24 protein-coding genes are annotated in these 18,000 nt (G+C 68.4%); 14 read left to right on the top strand and 10 right to left on the bottom strand.

Annotated elements, in window-relative coordinates:
* Both cas1e and cas2e read left to right on the top strand, forming a co-directional pair.
* The gene (gene cas1e / locus D476_RS0105430) at positions 1–945 is read left to right on the top strand and encodes a type I-E CRISPR-associated endonuclease Cas1e (protein ID WP_026123259.1); all 945 of its coding nucleotides are present in this window, start codon (positions 1–3) and stop codon (positions 943–945) included.
* The gene (cas2e, locus tag D476_RS0105425) at positions 942–1,301 is read left to right on the top strand and encodes a type I-E CRISPR-associated endoribonuclease Cas2e (protein ID WP_017622948.1); all 360 of its coding nucleotides are present in this window, start codon (positions 942–944) and stop codon (positions 1,299–1,301) included. Before cas1e ends, cas2e begins: the two co-directional genes overlap by 4 nt.
* A 1,034-nt stretch (positions 1,302–2,335) precedes the next feature.
* Here the strand turns inward: cas2e and D476_RS0105420 are convergent.
* Both D476_RS0105420 and D476_RS37265 read right to left on the bottom strand, forming a co-directional pair.
* Complete coding sequence (locus D476_RS0105420) at positions 2,336–2,818, bottom strand: hypothetical protein (protein WP_017559128.1); 483 nt, start codon at positions 2,816–2,818, stop codon at positions 2,336–2,338.
* Between the two features lie 209 nt (positions 2,819–3,027).
* Positions 3,028–3,927, bottom strand: a complete 900-nt coding sequence (locus D476_RS37265; protein ID WP_152529227.1) for a hypothetical protein — start codon at positions 3,925–3,927, stop codon at positions 3,028–3,030.
* A 263-nt stretch (positions 3,928–4,190) separates the two neighbouring features.
* Between D476_RS37265 and D476_RS0105415 the strand changes: the two genes are divergently transcribed.
* Positions 4,191–4,424 carry a hypothetical protein gene (locus D476_RS0105415; protein WP_239648606.1) on the top strand — a complete coding sequence of 78 codons (234 nt, stop codon included), beginning with the start codon at positions 4,191–4,193 and terminating at the stop codon, positions 4,422–4,424.
* A 102-nt stretch (positions 4,425–4,526) separates the two neighbouring features.
* On the opposite strand, the gene D476_RS0105410 is transcribed toward D476_RS0105415, so the two are convergent.
* From D476_RS0105410 to D476_RS38770, 5 genes are read right to left on the bottom strand one after another with little or no spacing between them, the layout of a single operon-like run.
* A complete protein-coding gene (locus D476_RS0105410; RefSeq protein WP_239648605.1) occupies positions 4,527–4,865 on the bottom strand; it encodes a hypothetical protein in 339 nt (112 codons plus the stop codon).
* A 30-nt stretch (positions 4,866–4,895) separates the two neighbouring features.
* Entirely contained in the window at positions 4,896–5,150 is a 255-nt protein-coding gene (locus tag D476_RS0105405; protein ID WP_017622946.1) for a 3'-5' exonuclease, read from the bottom strand.
* A 15-nt stretch (positions 5,151–5,165) separates the two neighbouring features.
* A complete protein-coding gene (locus D476_RS0105400; protein ID WP_017559124.1) occupies positions 5,166–5,681 on the bottom strand; it encodes a GNAT family N-acetyltransferase in 516 nt (171 codons plus the stop codon).
* A gap of 11 nt (positions 5,682–5,692) precedes the next feature.
* Positions 5,693–6,169 (bottom strand): hypothetical protein, encoded by a 477-nt coding sequence (locus tag D476_RS38775; RefSeq protein WP_017622945.1) that lies wholly within the window; start codon positions 6,167–6,169, stop codon positions 5,693–5,695.
* 21 nt (positions 6,170–6,190) lie between these two features.
* Positions 6,191–6,673, bottom strand: a complete 483-nt coding sequence (locus D476_RS38770) for an asparagine synthase-related protein (RefSeq protein ID WP_239648604.1) — start codon at positions 6,671–6,673, stop codon at positions 6,191–6,193.
* Between the two features lie 97 nt (positions 6,674–6,770).
* Here D476_RS38770 and D476_RS0105390 point away from each other — a divergent pair, with 97 nt between their 5' ends.
* Positions 6,771–6,959: a hypothetical protein gene (locus D476_RS0105390; protein ID WP_017559122.1), complete on the top strand. Its 189-nt coding sequence runs from the start codon at positions 6,771–6,773 to the stop codon at positions 6,957–6,959.
* 61 nt (positions 6,960–7,020) lie between these two features.
* Complete coding sequence (locus tag D476_RS0105385) at positions 7,021–8,118, top strand: methyltransferase domain-containing protein (RefSeq protein ID WP_017622943.1); 1,098 nt, start codon at positions 7,021–7,023, stop codon at positions 8,116–8,118.
* A 329-nt stretch (positions 8,119–8,447) separates the two neighbouring features.
* On the opposite strand, the gene D476_RS0105375 is transcribed toward D476_RS0105385, so the two are convergent.
* Both D476_RS0105375 and D476_RS0105370 read right to left on the bottom strand, forming a co-directional pair.
* Positions 8,448–8,645, bottom strand: coding sequence for a DUF397 domain-containing protein (locus tag D476_RS0105375; protein ID WP_017559119.1), 198 nt, complete (start codon positions 8,643–8,645; stop codon positions 8,448–8,450).
* Between the two features lie 10 nt (positions 8,646–8,655).
* A complete protein-coding gene (locus D476_RS0105370) occupies positions 8,656–9,504 on the bottom strand; it encodes a helix-turn-helix domain-containing protein (RefSeq protein ID WP_017559118.1) in 849 nt (282 codons plus the stop codon).
* Between the two features lie 223 nt (positions 9,505–9,727).
* Between D476_RS0105370 and D476_RS0105365 the strand changes: the two genes are divergently transcribed.
* From D476_RS0105365 to D476_RS0105345, 5 genes are all read left to right on the top strand, one after another.
* Positions 9,728–10,117: a hypothetical protein gene (locus D476_RS0105365; RefSeq protein ID WP_017622941.1), complete on the top strand. Its 390-nt coding sequence runs from the start codon at positions 9,728–9,730 to the stop codon at positions 10,115–10,117.
* Positions 10,118–10,438: a helix-turn-helix domain-containing protein gene (locus D476_RS0105360; protein WP_017622940.1), complete on the top strand. Its 321-nt coding sequence runs from the start codon at positions 10,118–10,120 to the stop codon at positions 10,436–10,438.
* Positions 10,438–10,794 (top strand): hypothetical protein, encoded by a 357-nt coding sequence (locus D476_RS0105355; RefSeq protein WP_239648603.1) that lies wholly within the window; start codon positions 10,438–10,440, stop codon positions 10,792–10,794. Before D476_RS0105360 ends, D476_RS0105355 begins: the two co-directional genes overlap by 1 nt.
* A gap of 155 nt (positions 10,795–10,949) precedes the next feature.
* A complete protein-coding gene (locus D476_RS37260; RefSeq protein ID WP_152529226.1) occupies positions 10,950–11,141 on the top strand; it encodes a hypothetical protein in 192 nt (63 codons plus the stop codon).
* A gap of 307 nt (positions 11,142–11,448) precedes the next feature.
* Positions 11,449–13,089, top strand: coding sequence for a hypothetical protein (locus D476_RS0105345; protein WP_017622938.1), 1,641 nt, complete (start codon positions 11,449–11,451; stop codon positions 13,087–13,089).
* Here D476_RS0105345 and D476_RS0105340 read toward each other — a convergent pair.
* Entirely contained in the window at positions 13,084–13,524 is a 441-nt protein-coding gene (locus tag D476_RS0105340; protein ID WP_239648602.1) for an NUDIX domain-containing protein, read from the bottom strand. The two genes, D476_RS0105345 and D476_RS0105340, sit on opposite strands and share 6 nt — an antisense overlap.
* Before the next feature lie 29 nt (positions 13,525–13,553).
* On the opposite strand from D476_RS0105340, the gene D476_RS0105335 reads away from it, so the two are divergent.
* The 4 genes from D476_RS0105335 to D476_RS0105320 all read left to right on the top strand — a co-directional run bounded on the left by D476_RS0105335 (position 13,554) and on the right by D476_RS0105320 (position 16,961).
* Positions 13,554–14,348 carry a sugar phosphate nucleotidyltransferase gene (locus tag D476_RS0105335; RefSeq protein ID WP_152529225.1) on the top strand — a complete coding sequence of 265 codons (795 nt, stop codon included), beginning with the start codon at positions 13,554–13,556 and terminating at the stop codon, positions 14,346–14,348.
* Between the two features lie 175 nt (positions 14,349–14,523).
* Complete coding sequence (locus tag D476_RS0105330) at positions 14,524–15,375, top strand: radical SAM protein (RefSeq protein ID WP_017622935.1); 852 nt, start codon at positions 14,524–14,526, stop codon at positions 15,373–15,375.
* A gap of 9 nt (positions 15,376–15,384) precedes the next feature.
* Positions 15,385–16,125 (top strand): AAA family ATPase, encoded by a 741-nt coding sequence (locus D476_RS0105325; RefSeq protein ID WP_017622934.1) that lies wholly within the window; start codon positions 15,385–15,387, stop codon positions 16,123–16,125.
* On the top strand, positions 16,122–16,961 hold the full coding sequence (locus D476_RS0105320; RefSeq protein WP_017622933.1) for a hypothetical protein: 840 nt from the start codon (positions 16,122–16,124) through the stop codon (positions 16,959–16,961). The genes D476_RS0105325 and D476_RS0105320 overlap by 4 nt, the downstream gene beginning before the upstream one ends.
* The last annotated feature ends 1,039 nt before the right edge of the window (positions 16,962–18,000 follow it).

Here is an 18,000-nt window from a genome sequence, read left to right as displayed (position 1 = left end):
ATGAGCGGTATCGGAGCGCGCAAGGCCCTGACGCCGAGGGAACTGACGCGGGTGGGTGAGCGCCTGTCCTTCGTCTACCTGGAGCGGTGCACCGTCCACCGGGAGGACAATGCCATCACCGCCGAGGACGCCGAAGGCACCCGCTTCATACCGGCGGCCACCATCGGCACCCTGCTGCTGGGGCCGGGGACCCGCGTCACGCACAAGGCGATGAGCCTGCTGGGGGAGTGCGGCGCCGGGGTGGTGTGGGTGGGCGAGCACGGGGTGCGCTACTACGCCGGAGGCCGGGCCCTGTCGCGCTCGGCGGCACTGGCCGAGGCCCAGGCCCGGGTGTGGGCGAACCGGCGCACCCGCCTGGAGGTCGCCCGGGCCATGTACCGCATGCGCTTCCCCGACGAGGACCCGGCGAAGGCCACCCGCCGCCAGCTGCTGGGCATGGAGGGCGACCGCCTCAAGATCTTCTACCGGGAGGAGTCGGCCCGCACGGGGGTTCCCTGGCACGGCCGCAAGTACACACCGGGCGACTTCGACTCGGGCGATCCGCCGAACCAGGGGATCACCTCGGCCGCCCAGTGCATGTACGGGGTGGCCCACGCGGTTGTGGCCGCGCTGGGCTGCTCGCCCGCGCTGGGATTCGTCCACTCCGGACACGAGCTGTCGTTCGTGCTGGACGTCGCCGACCTGTACAAGACCGAGGTGGGCATCCCGGCGGCCTTCGACGCGGCGGCTGAGGGGCCCATCGATGTGGGCGGACGCACCCGTCGCCTGCTTCGCGAGCGGATCAACGACACCGGTCTGCTCGACCGGTGCGTGAAGGACATCAAGACCCTGCTGCTGCCCGGCGGGGAGGATGCCGAGGTCGAGGACGCTGCGGATCAGGTCAACCTGCAGGGCGACGGCGGAGCGGAGTTCGAGTCGGGGATCAACCACGGGGTGATCTGGTGACGGTGATCGTACTGACCACCTGCCCGGCGGGGCTGCGGGGGTTCTTGACGCGGTGGCTGATGGAGATCTCGGCCGGGGTGTTCATCGGCAACCCCTCGGCGCGGATCCGAGAGATCCTGTGGGACGAGGTGCGCGCGTACGCGGGGGCCGGGCGGGCGCTGCTGGCCTACAGCACCGACAACGAGCAGGGGTACACCTTCGAGACCTTCGACCACAAGTGGCGACCGGTGGACCACGAGGGTTTGACCCTGCTCATGCGCCCCCACCGGCAGGACCGGGAAGAGGCCTCCCAGCCAAAGCCAGCTTCCAAGGGTTGGAGCAAGGCATCCAAGCGCCGCCGGTTCGGAGGGCGGTGAGTCGAAGTGGCACGACACGCCGGTGTGCGCTTGTGAAACCGCAGGTCGGGGAGTCTGCTCCCCGCGTGCGCGGGGCTGTTCCCGCTGAACCATTTGCGGGGAACGTATTCGATTCCTGCTCCCCGCGTGCGCGGGGCTGTTCCCTTAGTTGTCTTGGAAACGCACAAGGTTTCTACCTGCTCCCCGCGTGCGCGGGGCTGTTCCCGGTGCGGATGGTTCGTCGACAACACCCCCGAACTGCTCCCCGCGTGCGCGGGGCTGTTCCCACGGCGCGGCGCTCGTCGGGGGGCTTGCTGCGCTGTGGTTCTCGTCCGCTTTGGCCAGCGGATCGGGTCTTTCGAGGTGGTGCCCCCGTGGTGGCCTGGGGCGGGCGATGAAGGGTCTGGTCGCTGAGGGCGGGTAGCGGCCCGGTCGGGGGCATTGGTGGGCGTTCAAGGGCGGCCCTGGGGGGTGTCCCCAGGCGCGTGGTGGGGTGGCCGTGGGCGGGGCTCGGCTTGTTCGCTGGCCTGGCGGCGAGCTTGGTCCAAGCTGAAGAGCGAAGGGGGAGCCGAAGGTGGGGTGCCCGCTGGCCCTGACGGGCACCACGGAACCCGCTGAACTGCATGTTTGTGGGTGGGCCCCCAGGGGATCGAACCCTGAACCCGCGGATTAAAAGTCCGCTCCGCTGCTGGTTGAACCGCTGGTGAATGGTGGTTTTGTCCAATTTTGAGTGGGACCCGCCGCGCCCACCACTACCGAAGTCGCGAGGCCCTCGCACGCTGAACACCGCCACGAGGCGAGCACCTCGCGTCCGAGAACCTCGACAGGAGGCCTTCCCCGGGGATGGGGCACGCTGTCCGCCAGCTACAGAGCGAACGCGGAGCGATCGGCCGACGAGCTGTGGTGCAGACCGCCCTCACCCACGCGGGGGTAGTCTCTTACCTGGGCCCTTCGCCATTCCACGAGCGTCCAGTGGACACACCCCGTCGCGCCGGGCCCCGCCCGGTCCGGCTTCGCTTACTGGGGGTAGCACGTTGAGCCGGACCAGCCCAGCTTCATTGGGTAAACTCCAGTTTCACCACCGAATCCAGATCTTCCCGTGACAGCACCACCTTCTCGGTGAACTCCTCGCCGTCGGGGACCGACTCGGTGCTCACCTCCAGTTCGAAGAACTCTCCGCGCGGCACCTCCTCAACCCGGAAGTCCATTACGCACTCATAAGGATCCAGCGACGTCACCTTGCCGATCTGTGCGGGCTCACCGTTGGCCTCGGCCTTGCCCTCGACCCGGGACTCCGCATCCCCCTCGGCCACGATGCCGCCGTCATCGTCGCGCAGTACATATGAGGTACCCACCCACGCGCAGAACCGGTCATCGTGATTCCGCCCGATCGACCCCGAGCTGGTCGTGACCTTCACGGTGAACCACGATGCGGACAGCGATGACGACGTATCCTCGTCCGGATCTGCCTCCCCCGAACCGCCGCATCCCGCCATCACCAACAGCGCCGGCGCACCGGCCAACACAAGGAACCGCATCGTCGAAGGTCCTTCCATCGGCGGATCGTGGCACCCTCAGAATGCACCCAACCAATCCACCACGACAGGTGGTTACCGGATTATTTCTCTAGGCCTCACGGAACATACCCGAGCCGCCATCCTGTTTCGTTCAGCTGGACGCCAACCACGAAACGCTACGCAATTTGACCATCCAGGCTGAGATCGACGCGGCAGGGTGAGTGTGAAGCTTATCGCGAACCATTTATGCGTGGGCTGGGGTTCACGGAAAACAGCTTACTGAGAACGTCTATCACCCAATTAAGTTTATCATAGACCCATTCGATCGCTGGTGGAAGCAGTATTGTTGCAATGATAGTTGAGAGCCATTTGCTTCTGCGAGAGCTTATGGGGGCTCTGCCAGTGAATCGTGTTGCAAATGCTGTCAAGATATAGATGAATCCGATTGTGGCAACGGGGACTGTGAGAGTGTTTCTGATATGTGCATGTGAGGTAAATTCTCCTCCACTGACTATCAAAAAGGATGCCACGATGGCTGAGGATAGGATCAACATCCAGCGCTTGAATCCGAAGTGCCAAAGATTGGCCATCTTGGGGTGTCTGTATGAAACAAGTTCATGGAAGCGATCTGCGATGTCATGTACCTGAGGGGATGTGTCGTTGGTCTTTATGTATGCCAATGAGTCGCCGAGCCTAATTTCAAGTTTTGGGTTTTCTGTAAAAATCCATACATGCTTACGGTCTCTGCGCTTCATTAGCGCCAATGCATCTGGCGTGGTTAGCCAATAAGCGGGCCTATCTTTCCTTTTGTTCTTTTTTCTGTGCACATTTCCTGCTGCTATTTTCATTGATTCGGTATTTTGCTTTAGGAAAGCTAGCAATCTTTCCAGTTCGTCGATGTGCAAGCGAGTGCTTCTGATGGGTCGGTAGTAGTCGTTGATCGTCGGGTCTTCGTCATCAGCGAGAGGTTCGAACTGTGTGAGAGGCATAGCGCTGATGGTCGCACAAAGACCTTGTATGGGATGGAGGTTGCCACATCTGGCCATGACCGCGGCTGTACTTCCTCCAAAGAGGTTCTCGAGGTACTTTTCCGCGTGGTATTGAAGGTTCTCGTCGAGGTGCGGGTTCATCGGTGGTGATCGCGCCGCGCACGGCGGCGCCGGGCCCGGGAGGGGCGTCCATGCTGACCACCACCGCTATCGCCACCGAGACCGTTCAGAGCACCGGGCCGCTGTGGCTGGTGCGGCCCCGCCCGCGCGGGGCAACGGGACCCGCTCGGGCGTTCGGAGGACGCCGACGCGCCGCTGGCGCGCCTGCAGGGGTGCCAGCGCCCCGGGCAGGGCACCGGCCCCAGGGCGGCTACCAGGGTGATGCTGCGGGGGCGGCGCAGGCGTTGTTCGCGGCACTGCGGACCGCCGGGGTGGGGCGGGTGTTCGGGGCGGCGGACGCCCGGGTGTCGGTGGTCTCGCTGCCGGGCGGGGTCACCGTGTGGGTGCGCGGCGGAGCGTTCTGCTGGCGCGGCGCCGACGGCGCCCAGTGCACCCACCCGTGGGCGGATGCGCAGGGGGCGGCCCGGCGGCTTGTGGACGAGCTTGCCGCCTTGCTGCGAGCTCCGGCCGCAGCCTGACGCCCGGGATCTGGGCGGCGGTCCAGAACGCCTTTCGGCGGTCCGTGCCGTGATGCAAACGAGCGCCTCCTGGACGACATGACGGTGTCCAATCGGTGCGGTTCAGAAGAGCGTCGCCTCATCCGGTTCCGCGCCCACAGGGACTTCGCCCTGCTCCAGTAGCTTCCCGACCGTTGGTACTTCGGGGAAGTCCTGCGCCAGATGCTGTAGCAGAACTGCGGCCCCGACCGTGTCCCATAGGGCGCGGTGCGGCCGACCGTCCGGCACCAGCTCTCCAACGAGGCCGCGCAGGTCGAACCGGTCCAACAGGGCGCCGAGCCCTCGCGGGGCCGCAACCCCCGTGTTGCGTGCCAGCTTCAGCGTGTCCACCAGACCGGCGGGGCGCAGCCCCGGGTGGTGGCGGTGCAACAGCTTCCACTCCACCCCTACGTTGTGGCCCACTAGGCACACCCCGGTCACCCTGCGCTCCAGCTACTGCCCCACCTGCTCAGGGGATGGTGCGTCGGCGAGTACCTCGTCGGTCAGCCCCGGTGAGATCCACGGGCGCTTGGGAACCGGCCGCCCCGGGTTAACCAGGGTCTCCCACGCGCGGGCCATGTTGGGGGAGCCGCCGTGCAGGGGCACCAGCGCGACCTCCAGGATCGCCTCGTGCTCCTTGTCCTGGGCGCCGGTGCCTTCCAGGTCCACGGCCACGAGGGGCGCATGGGTCCAGGGCTGGTCCTGCACAGCGCGGCTCTTTCCTCAGGCCTCAGTGATCCCGAGCCGTCCCAGGTCGAGGCGTTCTGCCCGGCGCGCGAGCAGGTACAGGTGTCCGGCGCTTCGCTCCTGCTCCTTGACCAGGGCGAACCCCTGTGTCCTGTAGTACGTGACCAGCTCGGGGAAGAAACACCCCCGCCGAACCCACGTGCGCCCCTGCCGTGCCGCCCGGTCCACCGCCCAGAGCGCGATCAGCGTCCCGGGCTTGTGTGCCTGGTAGGCGGGGTCGGTCACGGTCGTGAACAGGTACAGCGCAGGTTCCGCGGCCTCCTCGGGGGTCCAGTCCTTCGGGGGTGCCTGGTCCATGACGGTGGTGCAGCCGACGATGCGCCCGCCGTTTTCGAGAACCCACATGGTGCCGCTTCCGGCCTGTCCTGCCAGGTCCTCGACCTCTCCGCGCCAGGATTCCAGTCCGTGCTGTTCCTGCCAGTCGCAGCGCGCGGCGATCATCTTCGCGACGTCGGCGGTGTCGGCCGTGGTGGCGGGGCGCATGGTGAACATGGCGTGTCCTCTCAACGCAGGAAGGCGGTGGCGCTCATGTGCAGGCTCAGCACTTCCAGGGTCTTCCCGTCCCGCTCTTCGCTGTAGGCCCCCGCGGTCAGGTTCTCCACCGCCGAGCGCAGCCCGTCCGGGTCGACCAGAGCGTCGTCGAACAGCGGCGATCCGTCGGCCAGCATACGAGCGAACAGCTTCGGGGCGTGGGCCGTCAGCGCGTGCTCGACGACCTCGGCGAAGGACTCGCGCTCGACCGGGTGTACGACGTCCTCGCTCATGCCCAGCGACGCCAGGCGCCGACGCTGTACCTGTTTCAACTCGCGCCAGGCGAACGGCAACTGCTCGCCGAGCTCGACCATCGCCGGGTCGGCGAACGGGTGCACCGGCCACAGCCCCTCCCACAGCAGGATCGGCGCGGTCGTCTCCAGCGACAGCAGCGTCATGGAGTTCACCCGTGCCGGGGGCGCGATCCCGTCGTCGGCGAACTCCAGCACCTGCCGTGCGCGCGGCCCGACTCAGGGCAGGATCTGGGCGTCGCTGATGTCCCCGGGCCCCTCGTGCGGCTCCTCCTTCTGGGTGAGGGCGACCATCTCGTCGCCGCCGAGGCCGGTCACGACCGTGCGGGCGCCGGCCTGGGCGACGGCACGCGCCATCATGGTGAACGGGTGGTGCAAGGGGTCCTCCGTCGGCGAGACCACCTCCCCGGCGACCCACCGGCAGCCGGGTGCCAGCGGCGGGTACTCCATGGCGTCGGTGACGAGGTCGGGGTCGGCGAACCGCACGCGCTCGCGCATCTCGGCGCGGCGCCTGATCTGCTGCTCGCGTCCCGGCCCGCCGATCAGCAGGGTCGCTGTGGGGAACAGGCCGGGGTGGCGCTCGGCCGCGCGGGTGGCCACCGTGCCCGAGTCGAACCCGCCGGTCAGGTGGAACAGGGTGGTGGAGTCGGCCCAGGGGCGCCGGTCCATCGCCGCGTCCATGGTCGCTACGAACACCCCCACGACATCGGCGTCCGGCGCAAGCCGACGCGGAACCCGGTGTAGGGCGGGCTCGGTCTCTACGAGGACGTGGTCGGTCGGCCACGGCGAGGTGGCCGCCATGACCGGCTGCTCGGAGCGCACCGGCCGCCGGATCGTCCGCCGGGTCGAGGCGGCGCTGGAGCTGGCCGGGGTCCGCCCGGCCCCCGCCCCGGCCGAGCGGCCCGTGGCCGGACACGGTGACCGCCCGGCCGCTCCTTACCAGGGCGAGCTTGTGGCCACGGCCGCCTGGCCGGGGTCGGTGAGGTGACGTGGGTGACCGGCCCCGGTCACCTCCTGACAGACCGCACCCGCACAGTTACCGTCGTCTCATGGCCGATGCCGACGTTGACCGTCTCACCGCCTTGGCCGTGCCCGACTGGGATGAGGAGTTCCGCGCCGTACCGCGCGAACACTTCATCCCCGACCGGGCCGTGGCCGGCCACCAGTTGATCGACCGCAGCAGCGACCCCGACCGGTGGCGGGAGGCGGTCTACAGCGACACCACCATCCTCACCCAGGTGGACGACGGCGCCGCCCCCCTCACGCCGGACACCACGGGGCTGCCCACCAGCTCCTCGACCGCCCCCGGCCTCGTGCTGGACTTCCTCCGGCTGCTCGCCCCCCATCCCGGCGACCGGGTACTGGAGATCGGCACCGGCACCGGGTGGACCGCCGGTCTACTGGCCGCGCGTCTGGGCGAGGACCGGGTGACCACGGTCGAGGTCGACGCCCAGATCGCCTCCCGAGCGGAGGACAACCTCAAGCGCGCCGGACTCGCGCCCCGTCTCGTCGTGGGCGACGGCGCGCAGGGGCACCCTGAGGGCGCGCCCTTCGACCGGGTGCACGTCACCTGCGCCGTGGCCGGTATCCCGGCCGTGTGGGCAGAGCAGCTGCGCCCCGGCGGCGTGATGGTCCTGCCCTGGGCGCCGGTGCAGGTGATGGCTCACAAGGTGGCCCTGACGGGACTGGGCGGCGGGCGCGCCGTGGGGCGCTTCTACGGCGACACCTCGTTCATGATGCTGCGCTCCCAGCGCCGGGGGCTGCCCCGGCTGACCGGCGAGCTCCGCGACTCCATCGGCCGCGTCGACCCGATGCGCATCGCCGGTGCGGACCGGGGCCTGGAGGTGGTGGCGGCGGCGCTCCTCCCCGGGGTCGCGATCGACGCCCTGGGCGCCCCTGACGACCGGGTCGGGTTGTGGGACCCGGGCACCGGCTCCTACGCCCTCGCCATCCGCACGGGCGGGGAGGGGCCCGACGTGGAGGAGAGCGGCCCCCGGTCACTGTGGGCGGAGCTGGAGGAGGTCTACCTGGAGTGGCTGGGGATGGGGTCCCCGGGCCGCGACCGTCTCGGGCTGCTCGTCGACCGACAGGGGCAGCACGTGTGGCTGGACCGTCCGGACAACGTGATCGGAGGACGCGATGGGTGAGCACCGCAAAGAGGTCAACTGCTCGGGTTGCGCCGGGCGTGGGCAGGTGCAGCAGTCCCAGGACGGGACCGTAGCGATGGTCCCGTGCACGATGTGCGGCGGGACCGGCAAGCAGCCGTAGGCGGTCGTCCGCATCCCCAACCGGCGCCAGCGACCGCTCTTCCGCCGTGACCGCCTACCAGGACGCACGCGTGGCCGCGGCCACCTGACCGGACACAGCCGCCGCTAGGTGAGCGCCGCAACACCCCTTACGATGGCTTCGGGATGCTTCAGGTAAGCATGCGAGCGGCCCCCGGCATGTGCGCCGGGGGCCGCTCGTGTGTGGTCGGTCAGATGCGGTCGGCCTTGAGGTCCTCCAGGAACGCTCGCCACTCGGTGGCCGGGAACTGGAGATGGCCGGCGCCCGGATGCTTGCTGTCACGAACAGCGGATGCCCCGGGGGCGTCGGCGACCTCGACGCAGTTCTGCGTCTTGCCCTGGGAGTAGCTGGACTTCCGGAAGACCAGCCTGTGGGATGCGGCAGGCATTGGTGTTCTCCTACTGGGATGCGCTGATCAGTTCTTCGAGGAACTGTTGGGACTCTTCCACGCTCAGCGCCGAGGCGTGGACATGGTCGTAGACCATCTCGCAATGGTCGACCTCGACCGGGTCCTCGTAGAACAGCTCGGACATTACATCTTCCCGGTATACGACCGGCGGGTCCTCCGGGAAGTCCAGGATCACGAACGACCCAGCGGTGGCGGCGTGGAGGCCGGCACTGTCCGGGAGAACCTGGATGCGCAGTGACGGCCGCTGGATGTCGACCAGGTATCGCAGTTGCTCCTCGCGGATGTCGGCGGGGATCTTGCGCAGGGCGGCCTCGTCGATGATCGCCCAGATGCGCGGCGCGTCGGCCTTCGCGAGGATCTGCTTGCGCATCTCCCGCGCCTCGACGCGGCGGTCGATGTCGCTGGGGTCGGTGACGCCGTGGCTGCTCATCACGGCGCGGGCATACGCCTCGGTCTGGAGGAGGCCGGGGACGACGAGGGCCTCGTAGGTGCGGATGCGGGACGCTTCGATTTCGAGACCGACGTAGGTCCCTTTGCCGACAACGTCGGAGTAGCTGACCCACCATCCGCGCTGGCGCGCCTGCTTGGCGAGGGTGAGGTAGGCGTCGCGCTCCTGCGGATCGGTCACCTTGTAGATGTCCAGCAGGGCCTCGACGTCCTTGGGGTCGGGCCTGGTCCACTCGTTGTTCTCGATCCGCGTGAGCTTGCCCCGCGACCACTTTCCACCACGGCGCTTCGCCTCAGCGGTCACGTACTCCGACGTGTAGCCGCTCGCCTCCCGTAGTTCACGCAGGCGCCGGGACAGGCGCCGACGGCGGAGGGGAGGGCTGCTGGCCATCGTCGGGTCGCTCCTCGTCGAAGTGGCTCTCGCCTGTGATCCTACGCCGAACTTCCCACCAGCAGACAAATTAGTACACCGCCCAACCTTGACCTCACTGTGCAGGTTAGATTCTCGCACCGACTTCAAACATGGGCATTGAGAATATAGTCCGGGCTGTGTGACGATGGCTCCACCTGAAGCAGCCGGGCCTTCCCACCCGGCGACTCCCGAGGAGGCACGTATGGACGTGTCCGTTTTGGACTCTCCCCAGCGCTCCGAGCGGGGCGCGCGCCCGCAGTCCCCGCCGGCGTCGAGGCGGCCGGGGCGCCACGCCGCCCGAACCCGCAGCTACGGCACCGATCGGATCCCCGGCTACGGCCGGTTCTGCGAGGTCGCCAGCCGCCACCGCTCCGACTGGTGGATCACCTACGACCACGGGTCCCCGACCCCGTACCGGGCCCAGTCCCGCCGTGATGAGGACACCGTCATCACCACCAGCAGCGTGGACGTCCTCGACGACGCGCTGGCCGCGCTCACCGGCGTGGCCTACGCCCGCCCCTACGTCCCCGCCACCTCGGCGGATGCCGACGAGCGGCGGCTGCTGGCCGACACCATGCGGGAGGTGGCATAGATGCCCACCGGCGACCAGCAGTGCGGGCAGCGCCGCCCCGGGTGGGGTCCCGGCGTCGGCCGCCACCGCGTCCTCTGCACGCTGCCCTCGGGACACCACGGCGACCACCGCGACGCCTTCTCCCAGTCGTGGAGGCCGGGGTGGGCGGACGATGCCCTGCGCGCTCCCGAGACCCTCACTGCGCGGGAGGCCGCCGCCCGCCTCGGCGTCACCCCGGGCACCGTCCGGCGCCGAGTGCGCACCGGCCAGATGCCCGGCCAGCGGTCCGAGCGGAGCGGCTGGTACTGGGTGCCCGCCGACGGCACGGGGAGGGCGGCGTGATGACCCGACAGCTCTACCCCCGACCTGTCCCCGCCGTGTCCTCCACCGAGGCGGCCGACCTCGACCCCGTCCCGGACGCGGGCGTGGTGTGGGCCTACCTCGACGCCGAGACCGGCGACGCGGTCCTCACTCTGACCGATGACGCGCGCGGCGGCCTCTGGCTCCGTCCCGGCCACGATGAGCACCAGGCCGTCCTCCAGGCCCTCCTCGACGCCGCGATGACCGGCGCCCGCACCACCGAGGACGAGGACACTGCGGCGTGGTGGCGGGCCGTTGTCTACCAGGGCGAGGCGATACTGGATCACATGCGCGGGGTCCGGCGCCTGCCCCGGGTGGCTCCGGAGGGTGAGGAGTGACGACCGGTGCCCGACTCCTCAGGCCGCCCCTACCGCACATGCCCGCACTGCGGCACCAGCTACCCGGCCGACCAGCCCCGCCCCTGCGGCTGCAGGTGATCTCCCCCTCTACAGACCTGCCGCTGACCTGCGGCAGAAACAGAGAGGGGGACACGATGGATCCTGAGGAGGTCAGGATGCAGGTGCGCATCACGATGTCCGCCGACCAGGAGCAGGCGTTCTGCGCCGAGCACGGCCTGGAGGATGGCGACGCCACCCGCGAACGCCTCGCCGTCGTCGCCGACGAACTCGGCGGCCTCGGAACCGAGTACGGCTGGTGGAACGCCGACGCTGTCCGCGTCACCTGAGACTGCCGGCCCCGGCCCGAGGGGGCGGGGTCGGCACCCGCACTGAGGGCCGGGCGTGACTTCCCCGCGCCCGGCACCCGGCCCCCGGCGGAAGTGCACCCGCCGTGCCATCACGCCCCGCCCTCGGCCGGGCGGCGCGGCAGGCAAGCCACCGCACAGGCCGCCCTGCGGACCTTGGCAGATCGAGTCGGTGCCCCACAGGACATGCCATGTGCCCGCCACCGATTCGGATGCTGCGCCCTCAGGAGGCTTACCCCCTGCAACTCCGACGGCTTTCGGGCCTCTACCCCCGAGGAGGACATAAGACATGGATACCGAGTTGACGCGCCCTCCGATTCTCGTGTTGGGGACCTCCGAGCGCGTCGGGTCGAACTGGGTCCTCGACTCCTTGCGAGCCTCGACGACCCAGCACAACGAACCCCTTCGGCAACAGCTCGGCCGAGAACACCCCTTGGCGCCGTTGAGTACCGCCCCGACCGGTCACGTCGCCCGTTCGCCACTGGCTACCCACTGGGTCGAGGCGTTCCGCCGGAGCAAGTACCACGGCGGAACCCACGTCATCAAAGAGACGAACCTCTACTTCACCGCCCCGGACCTTCTCAGCATGTTCCCGGATGCTCCCGTGGTCATCCTGTCGCGCTCCCCGCTCGGAGTGGCGAGTTCCTTCACCCGCGGAGAGCTGTGGGGGCGCTGGGGATACGGCAGCATCTACCGCCGGATCGTCGCCATGACCCAGGACGACGACCGCCTTCGCTGGGCCGAGCTCGTGCCCGACGACGACCCGTGCCCGCCCGTCGCACTTACCCGCCTGATCACCTTGAACACGACCCTTTTGGCCGAGTCCCTCGGCGGACGCGAGTACGTGCACGTCTCCTACGAAGCGGCGGTGCTCGACCGGCCGTCCGCCATGCGTCCCTTGGTCGAGCTACTCCCGGAAGTCGACGCGCGGCCGTCGGCCGGACCCTGTCAGGGGCCCATCTCCGACGACACCTTCGCCACCACGACGGCAAAGAGCGAGCTGGTGGCCCGGCTCCGGCCCGGTTCTGCTGATCTGGTGGTGACCGAGACCGCACGGTGCTTGAGCGTCGTACGCGACATCACGGCGCCCGAGGTGGCAAAGACGGTCCGGCACTGGCTGGGAGGGTCGGACGCCTACAGGCAGGCGCCCGGGATCACGAGCGATGCGCCCGCACCACCTCTGACGATCACTCACCAGGGGGCGCCGATCACCCCGGCCTACGTCCCGTCGGGTCCGGCTGGGCCCCAGTGGCGGAACGTCCTGGTCTCCAACGCCGAGATGGTCGAGTTCTTGAACGAACTCGTCGACGCCGGCTTCACAGCGACTCGGGACGGTGTGCATCTGCTGGCGGTCCCCATGCCGCACGAACGGGGTGGCCGTCTTCACCCCGGGCGTGACGGATGGATCGTGAGCCCGGGGTTCGACCACCATCCGGCCTACTGGGTGACGTGGCTCGGCGCCGCGGCCTACGCCCTACGGGAAGGCGCGCGCCTCCCGACCGCCGACGAGCTCGACCGGCTCACCAGCGGCGCCGAGGCAGGCAACGCCGAGTACCGCGTCGGCGACGTGACCCCCGTCGCCGAGCCCGGAGCAAGCGCCGACGCCGTACACCACCGGGTCGGCAACCTTCAGACCTGGTGCGTGGACGGTCCGGACGACGAACCCGAGTGGGCACCGGTGACGCGGTACCTGCACGGTGCCGCGTGGAACACCCCTGCCACACGGGCCGAGGTGGTGCGGCGGCGGTCCCGGACCCTGCTCGGCGCGTCCCGCGGCGTCGGTGTGCGCTTGGTCCGCGATACCTCGACCGGCCACAGGTGCCCGCCCCGGGAGATCGCCGACCGCCTGAACCGCTGGGTCGCCGGCCTCGGCGACCGCGGGCACCCCCTGGCCGAGTTCGACCAGGAGGCGATCACGCTCTTGTCATAGCCCGATCGCCGACTTGGGCCCCATGTACGAGCCGGCGCCCGGGAACCCCTCGTCGACCAGACGGGCGAAGGTGTCACTGAATCCCCGCTCGGGAAGCTCGGCGGTTTTCACGAACTCCACTCCGCGAATCGGGCGGGTGTCCAACCCTTCGGCGATTTCACCGAGAGATCCGCCCACTTTACGCACCTCGAAAGTCATGTGAATGACGTGAAGGTCCTTTTCGGGAACGATGTGGTCGCACACGTAGAGAAGTCGCCCGACTTCAACTTCGATGCCCGTCTCTTCGCGCATCTCGCGTACCAAGGCGTCGCCGAGCGCTTCGCCTTCCTCGACCCGTCCACCGGGCAGGCTCCACCGCCGAGGCCCGTCGGTGTCCTGGTCAAGCAGCAGTACTTTCCCGTCCTCCACGAGGAGGCCCGTCACTCGTGTATCCATACCGGCACCCTAGCGAACGGGGCATACCAATGGAATCGGTAAAGGCGAAACGGAACTTTGCGGTGATCGCCGCCGGAGGGTTGGGGACGCGCCGCGCCGATTGGTCCCGGTTTCTTCCGAAGGAATACTTTCCGGTTCAGGGCAGACCGGGAATTGTGCTTCTGCTAGAGGAAGTTGCGGAGCTGGGAAACGTGCGGGCAGTCATGGTGCACCATCCCTACTACGCAGCGTTCGCGGCCTGGGCGAGCCGCGTCCTGAACATGCCTGACACCTATGACCGGCTCGCCTCGACAGCACCGACGCCCCAGCGGTGGCCCGAGGTGGCCCTCGACCTGATCCCCCAGAGCGGCCCCTACAGCGACATCACGTCCGTGCTCAACGCCGACGACTATCTCGACCGTCCGAGACATCTCTACGTGCTGTACTCCGACAACCTGTACCCCGGCGCGCGTCCCGTGGCGTCCCTGGGCGAGCTCGGCGCCGAGACGGCGGTGTTCGCGCGCCCCTACGCCCGAGCCGAAGCCGCACACCGCGGCGTCCTGGCCTGCGACGGTGACCACGTGGTCGGACTCGTCGAGAAACCCGACGCCCTGACAGCCCAGGAGCTCGAAGCCCGGCACGGTCGAGCGAACCTCGCGCTTCTCGAAGGTCGGGCGCGGGTCAGCCGCGCCTTCCTCGACTTCCTGCACACGTACCGGAATCCGGACGGAGAGCCCAAGCTCTCACTGGCCGTCGCCGCCTACGCCCGAACGGCGCCGGTCCGGGTACTGCGTGCGGATACTCCGGTGACCGACCTCGGGTCCCCGCTTCCCAAGGCTCACTGACGCTGGAAACGCCCCTTCCTTCCGGGGCCGACATAGACCCCTCGCGTGCCCGTTGTTCCGTCCTGGGCGTGGGGGAACCAGTAACCCGCACGACCGCTTCGGAAAAGACTGTCGTGACGCCCCCCTTGAGAACTCCACCCCTACCAACCACGTTCCGCCCCTGCGCTTCGTCTGGTTGGAGATCACCGGCAAGTGCCAGTTGGCGTGTACCCACTGCTACGCCGACAGCGGCCCCGACGGCACCCACGGCACCATGACCGCCCAGGACTGGCGACGCGTCATCGACGACGTCGCCGAGGCCGGCGCCGGGATGGTTCAGTTCATCGGTGGCGAACCGGTGCTTCACCCCGATCTCGGCGAGCTGATCGAGCACGCGCTCGATCGGCGTCTCGAAGTCGAGGTCTTCACCAACCTCGTGCACGTCCCCGCGGAACTGTGGGAGGTCTTCGAGCGCCCCGGCGTGCGGTTGGCGACGTCGTGGTACTCCGACGACCCCGACGAGCACGCGAAGATCACCCAGCGCCCCACCCACGCGCGCACGCTCGCCAACATCACCGAGGCCAAGCGGCGCGACATCCCCTTGCGCGCCGGTGTCATCGGTGTTCTGGAGTCCCAGCGAAGCGACCAGGCGAGCCGCATGCTCGTCGACCTGGGCCTCGACGAAGTCCGGTACGACGACCTTCGCGGCGTCGGCCGCGGCGCCCAGACCGACGCCGAGCCCGACACCTCGGTACTGTGGGGGCGGTGCGCACACGGCAATCTCGCCGTCGCTCCGGACGGCACGGTATGGCCGTGCGTCTTCACCCGCTGGCTTCCGGTCGGCAACGTGCGAGAGCAGTCGTTGAACCACATCCTCAACAGTGAACGAATGGCTACCGTGGTGGGTGAGCTCCAAGCGGAGTTCACCGAAGCGTCTACGTGCGTGCCGAAGATGTGCGACCCGCAGTGCGGACCCTCGTGCAGCCCGGCGTGTCAGCCCAAGGGGGACTGCACCCCCGCAGGCAACTGCGCACCGAACTACCGGTAGAGGAACAGCGTGTTCGTCCAAGGCATCGACATCCCCGAAGGACTCGACCCCCCGGACCCGAACGACTGGCCCTACACGGTGCCGGCCGTCGGCCGACTGCTCACCGAGCCACTGGAGTTCCACGCGCCGGTTACGTTCCTGGTCGGCGAGAACGGCTCGGGCAAGTCGACCCTGGTCGAAGGGATCGCCGAAGCCTACGGACTGGACGCGCGCGGCGGTCGCGCCGGGCGCAAGTACGCCAACAACCGCCCCAAGACGCCGCTGGGCGAGGGGTTGCGTCTGGACCTGACCCAACGCGGCGCCCGGCAGATGAGCGCCGGGCGCCGCTCCCGCACGGGGTACTTCCTGCGCGCCGAAACGACGTTCGGGTTCGCCGAAGCCGTCTCGGGCATGCACGGCTACTGGGATGAGAACCTGTCCGAGCACAGCCACGGCGAAGGGTTCCTGATCATCCTGAACGCCATGTTCGACAAGCCCGGCCTGTACTTGATGGATGAACCCGAAGCGGCGCTTAGCTTTATGTCCTGCCTTCGCCTGGTCGGACTCATGCACGAGCTCGCCGAGTCCGGCTCACAGATCATCTGCGCCACGCACAGCCCGATCCTGTCGGCGACCCCCGGCGCCGACATCATCGAAGTCGGCGACCACGGCGCGCGCCGGAGCAAGTGGGAAGAGCTGGAGATGGTCGACCACTGGCGCCGCTACCTGTCCGGCCCCGGCAAGTACCTTCGCCACATCATCGACTCATGACCACCGCCCAGACGCTCGCCGACCAGCGCCACCGCGCCCGCATGCGCGACCTGCTCGCCCGAGCGGCCGAGGGCTTCGGGACGACCGTGGCCGGCGACGTGGTGTTCGGGTGGCGCGACCGCAGCATCGGCGCGCCCGCCACAGAGCGCCGTGGGGACATGTGGGTTCGCGTGACGACCGAGCACATGAGCTGGGCACATGGCGAGTTCTGGACCGGCAACGCCGATTCCTCCGTGATCACGGGCGTTCCCAAGCCCGAGGTCGTCGAGGTCACCGAATGGGATGAGGCGCCCGAGCGCGTGCGCGCCGAGCTGATGACCCGCCTTCCCGGGCGCGTGTGCTCGCCGACTGCCGAGCTCCGCGACGCCCCGAGGCTCTCCGGCGCCTGGTGGGCAGACCTACGGGGCGCACTCGACCGGGTCGGGCGGACACCGACGGAGCGGATCGCGGTCGCCCAGGAAGACATCTCGCGCCGGTTGCTGGTGTTCTTCGGCGACGCCATCGACCCGACGGTTCAGCAATGGCGCACCGCTTACGCGGACCTGCATTGGAACAACGTGCTCGGCCCTGATCTGGGCATCCTTGATTGGGAAGGCTGGGGGCGGGCACCGGCCGGACTCGACGCCGCGACCCTGTTGTGCCACAGCCTGTTGCAGCCGGGGACCGCTGGAAGGGTGCGGGAGGTCTTCGCCGACCAGCTCGACACCCCCGACGGCGTGCGCGCGCAGCTCTACGTCATCGCTCGTCTTCTGCTGCGCATCGAGCGCGGAGACGATCCAGAACTCGCTCCGCTGCTTCACGGCCACGCCCGAACGCTGTTGAACCACGATCGATAAGGCTCGAGGTCGACGAAAAACCAGCTCGCGAAGTGAGCCCTGGGTGACGGTCGAGCGCCATCGCCGCTGCTAACAAGCCGCGGACGCGCTTACCGGCCTCGCTCAAGAAGAAGAGCGACAGAGTCTGGTCACGAACCCTGCAGAGGGTTCTCCCGGAACCTGGCGAATCGATACCGCACCAGTGGCGGACTTCCGCGCCTACAGCGGATAGCCGACCTCGACCGTTTGGTAAGCGCGGGCGAGAATTCCCAATGTGCCGGTCCGTGCGTGGCGTGAGGAGGGGCGCATGATAGGCGCCTTTTTCCCGCCTGATCGACGCCTGCTTTGCCGCCTGGTGGGCGCCTGACAGCGGCCTGGTTATAACCAGGCGCCCAGAGTGCGGCAATCAGGCCCTATATCAGTGCAGGTCAGCCCGCAATCAAGGGCGGCGAGTGGCTGGGCCGACTCTACACCGTAGAGAAGATTCCTCCTCCGTGGGCGGGCCGCCGATGCGGCGGCCTGAAGACCCCTTGGGCCTTGGGTTGGGTTCGACGTGGGTTCGGCTTGGGCTTTCCCTTGGGGTTTGGCTTGGGATTAAACCCCAAGCCCCAGTCGGGCGACATCACAGCAGGTCAGACCGTATTCAGGGGTATTAGTCGGGATCCCTGACTCCTACACCGTCGGCGTAGGCTCCTCCACCGTGGGCGGGCCGCCGCACCGGCCGGGGGACCGCTCGCGCCCTGGGGTAGCTGCGGTTCCAGTGCAGCCCGCCTGTCTTTCAGCTATCCGTACCTACCCTTCCTTCAATAATTCTTCTGTTGGAGGAGGAATCATATTCGTTTTCCATGTCGACGCCGCCGTTTGGGTGTCGATGATCTCCCGCGCAGGGCGCCACCTGGGAAACTGGGGTGTTTCTCGTCATGCAGGGCGCTGCGTGTGCGTGCGCGGATCCACTCCCATGTAGGTCCGCTGAAAAATCCCACGGCTCGACTTCCCGCCGTGCCCAAGAAACCGCTCCATTCAACTCGGGCCATGCGGCCGCGTTCACTGGGCAGGCTGC

The organism is Nocardiopsis chromatogenes YIM 90109, assembly GCF_000341185.1.
Taxonomy (GTDB): Bacteria; Actinomycetota; Actinomycetes; order Streptosporangiales; family Streptosporangiaceae; genus Nocardiopsis_A; species Nocardiopsis_A chromatogenes.
The sequence above is the reverse complement of the archived record's forward strand: the minus strand, read 5'-3'. Positions and strand labels throughout refer to the sequence as shown.

Coding starts and splice junctions, on each gene's coding strand:
- D476_RS0105355 (WP_239648603.1), top strand. CDS start 10,438: ATGACCCGACAGCTCTACCCCCGACCTGTCCCCGCCGTGTCCTCCACC.
- D476_RS0105385 (WP_017622943.1), top strand. CDS start 7,021: ATGGCCGATGCCGACGTTGACCGTCTCACCGCCTTGGCCGTGCCCGAC.
- D476_RS37265 (WP_152529227.1), bottom strand. CDS start 3,927: ATGAACCCGCACCTCGACGAGAACCTTCAATACCACGCGGAAAAGTAC.
- D476_RS0105365 (WP_017622941.1), top strand. CDS start 9,728: ATGGACGTGTCCGTTTTGGACTCTCCCCAGCGCTCCGAGCGGGGCGCG.
- D476_RS0105375 (WP_017559119.1), bottom strand. CDS start 8,645: ATGCCTGCCGCATCCCACAGGCTGGTCTTCCGGAAGTCCAGCTACTCC.
- D476_RS0105370 (WP_017559118.1), bottom strand. CDS start 9,504: ATGGCCAGCAGCCCTCCCCTCCGCCGTCGGCGCCTGTCCCGGCGCCTG.
- D476_RS0105335 (WP_152529225.1), top strand. CDS start 13,554: ATGGAATCGGTAAAGGCGAAACGGAACTTTGCGGTGATCGCCGCCGGA.
- D476_RS37260 (WP_152529226.1), top strand. CDS start 10,950: ATGGATCCTGAGGAGGTCAGGATGCAGGTGCGCATCACGATGTCCGCC.
- D476_RS0105390 (WP_017559122.1), top strand. CDS start 6,771: ATGACCGGCTGCTCGGAGCGCACCGGCCGCCGGATCGTCCGCCGGGTC.
- D476_RS0105400 (WP_017559124.1), bottom strand. CDS start 5,681: ATGTTCACCATGCGCCCCGCCACCACGGCCGACACCGCCGACGTCGCG.
- D476_RS0105420 (WP_017559128.1), bottom strand. CDS start 2,818: ATGCGGTTCCTTGTGTTGGCCGGTGCGCCGGCGCTGTTGGTGATGGCG.
- D476_RS0105345 (WP_017622938.1), top strand. CDS start 11,449: ATGGATACCGAGTTGACGCGCCCTCCGATTCTCGTGTTGGGGACCTCC.
- D476_RS0105320 (WP_017622933.1), top strand. CDS start 16,122: ATGACCACCGCCCAGACGCTCGCCGACCAGCGCCACCGCGCCCGCATG.
- cas1e (WP_026123259.1), top strand. CDS start 1: ATGAGCGGTATCGGAGCGCGCAAGGCCCTGACGCCGAGGGAACTGACG.
- D476_RS0105360 (WP_017622940.1), top strand. CDS start 10,118: ATGCCCACCGGCGACCAGCAGTGCGGGCAGCGCCGCCCCGGGTGGGGT.
- D476_RS0105340 (WP_239648602.1), bottom strand. CDS start 13,524: ATGGATACACGAGTGACGGGCCTCCTCGTGGAGGACGGGAAAGTACTG.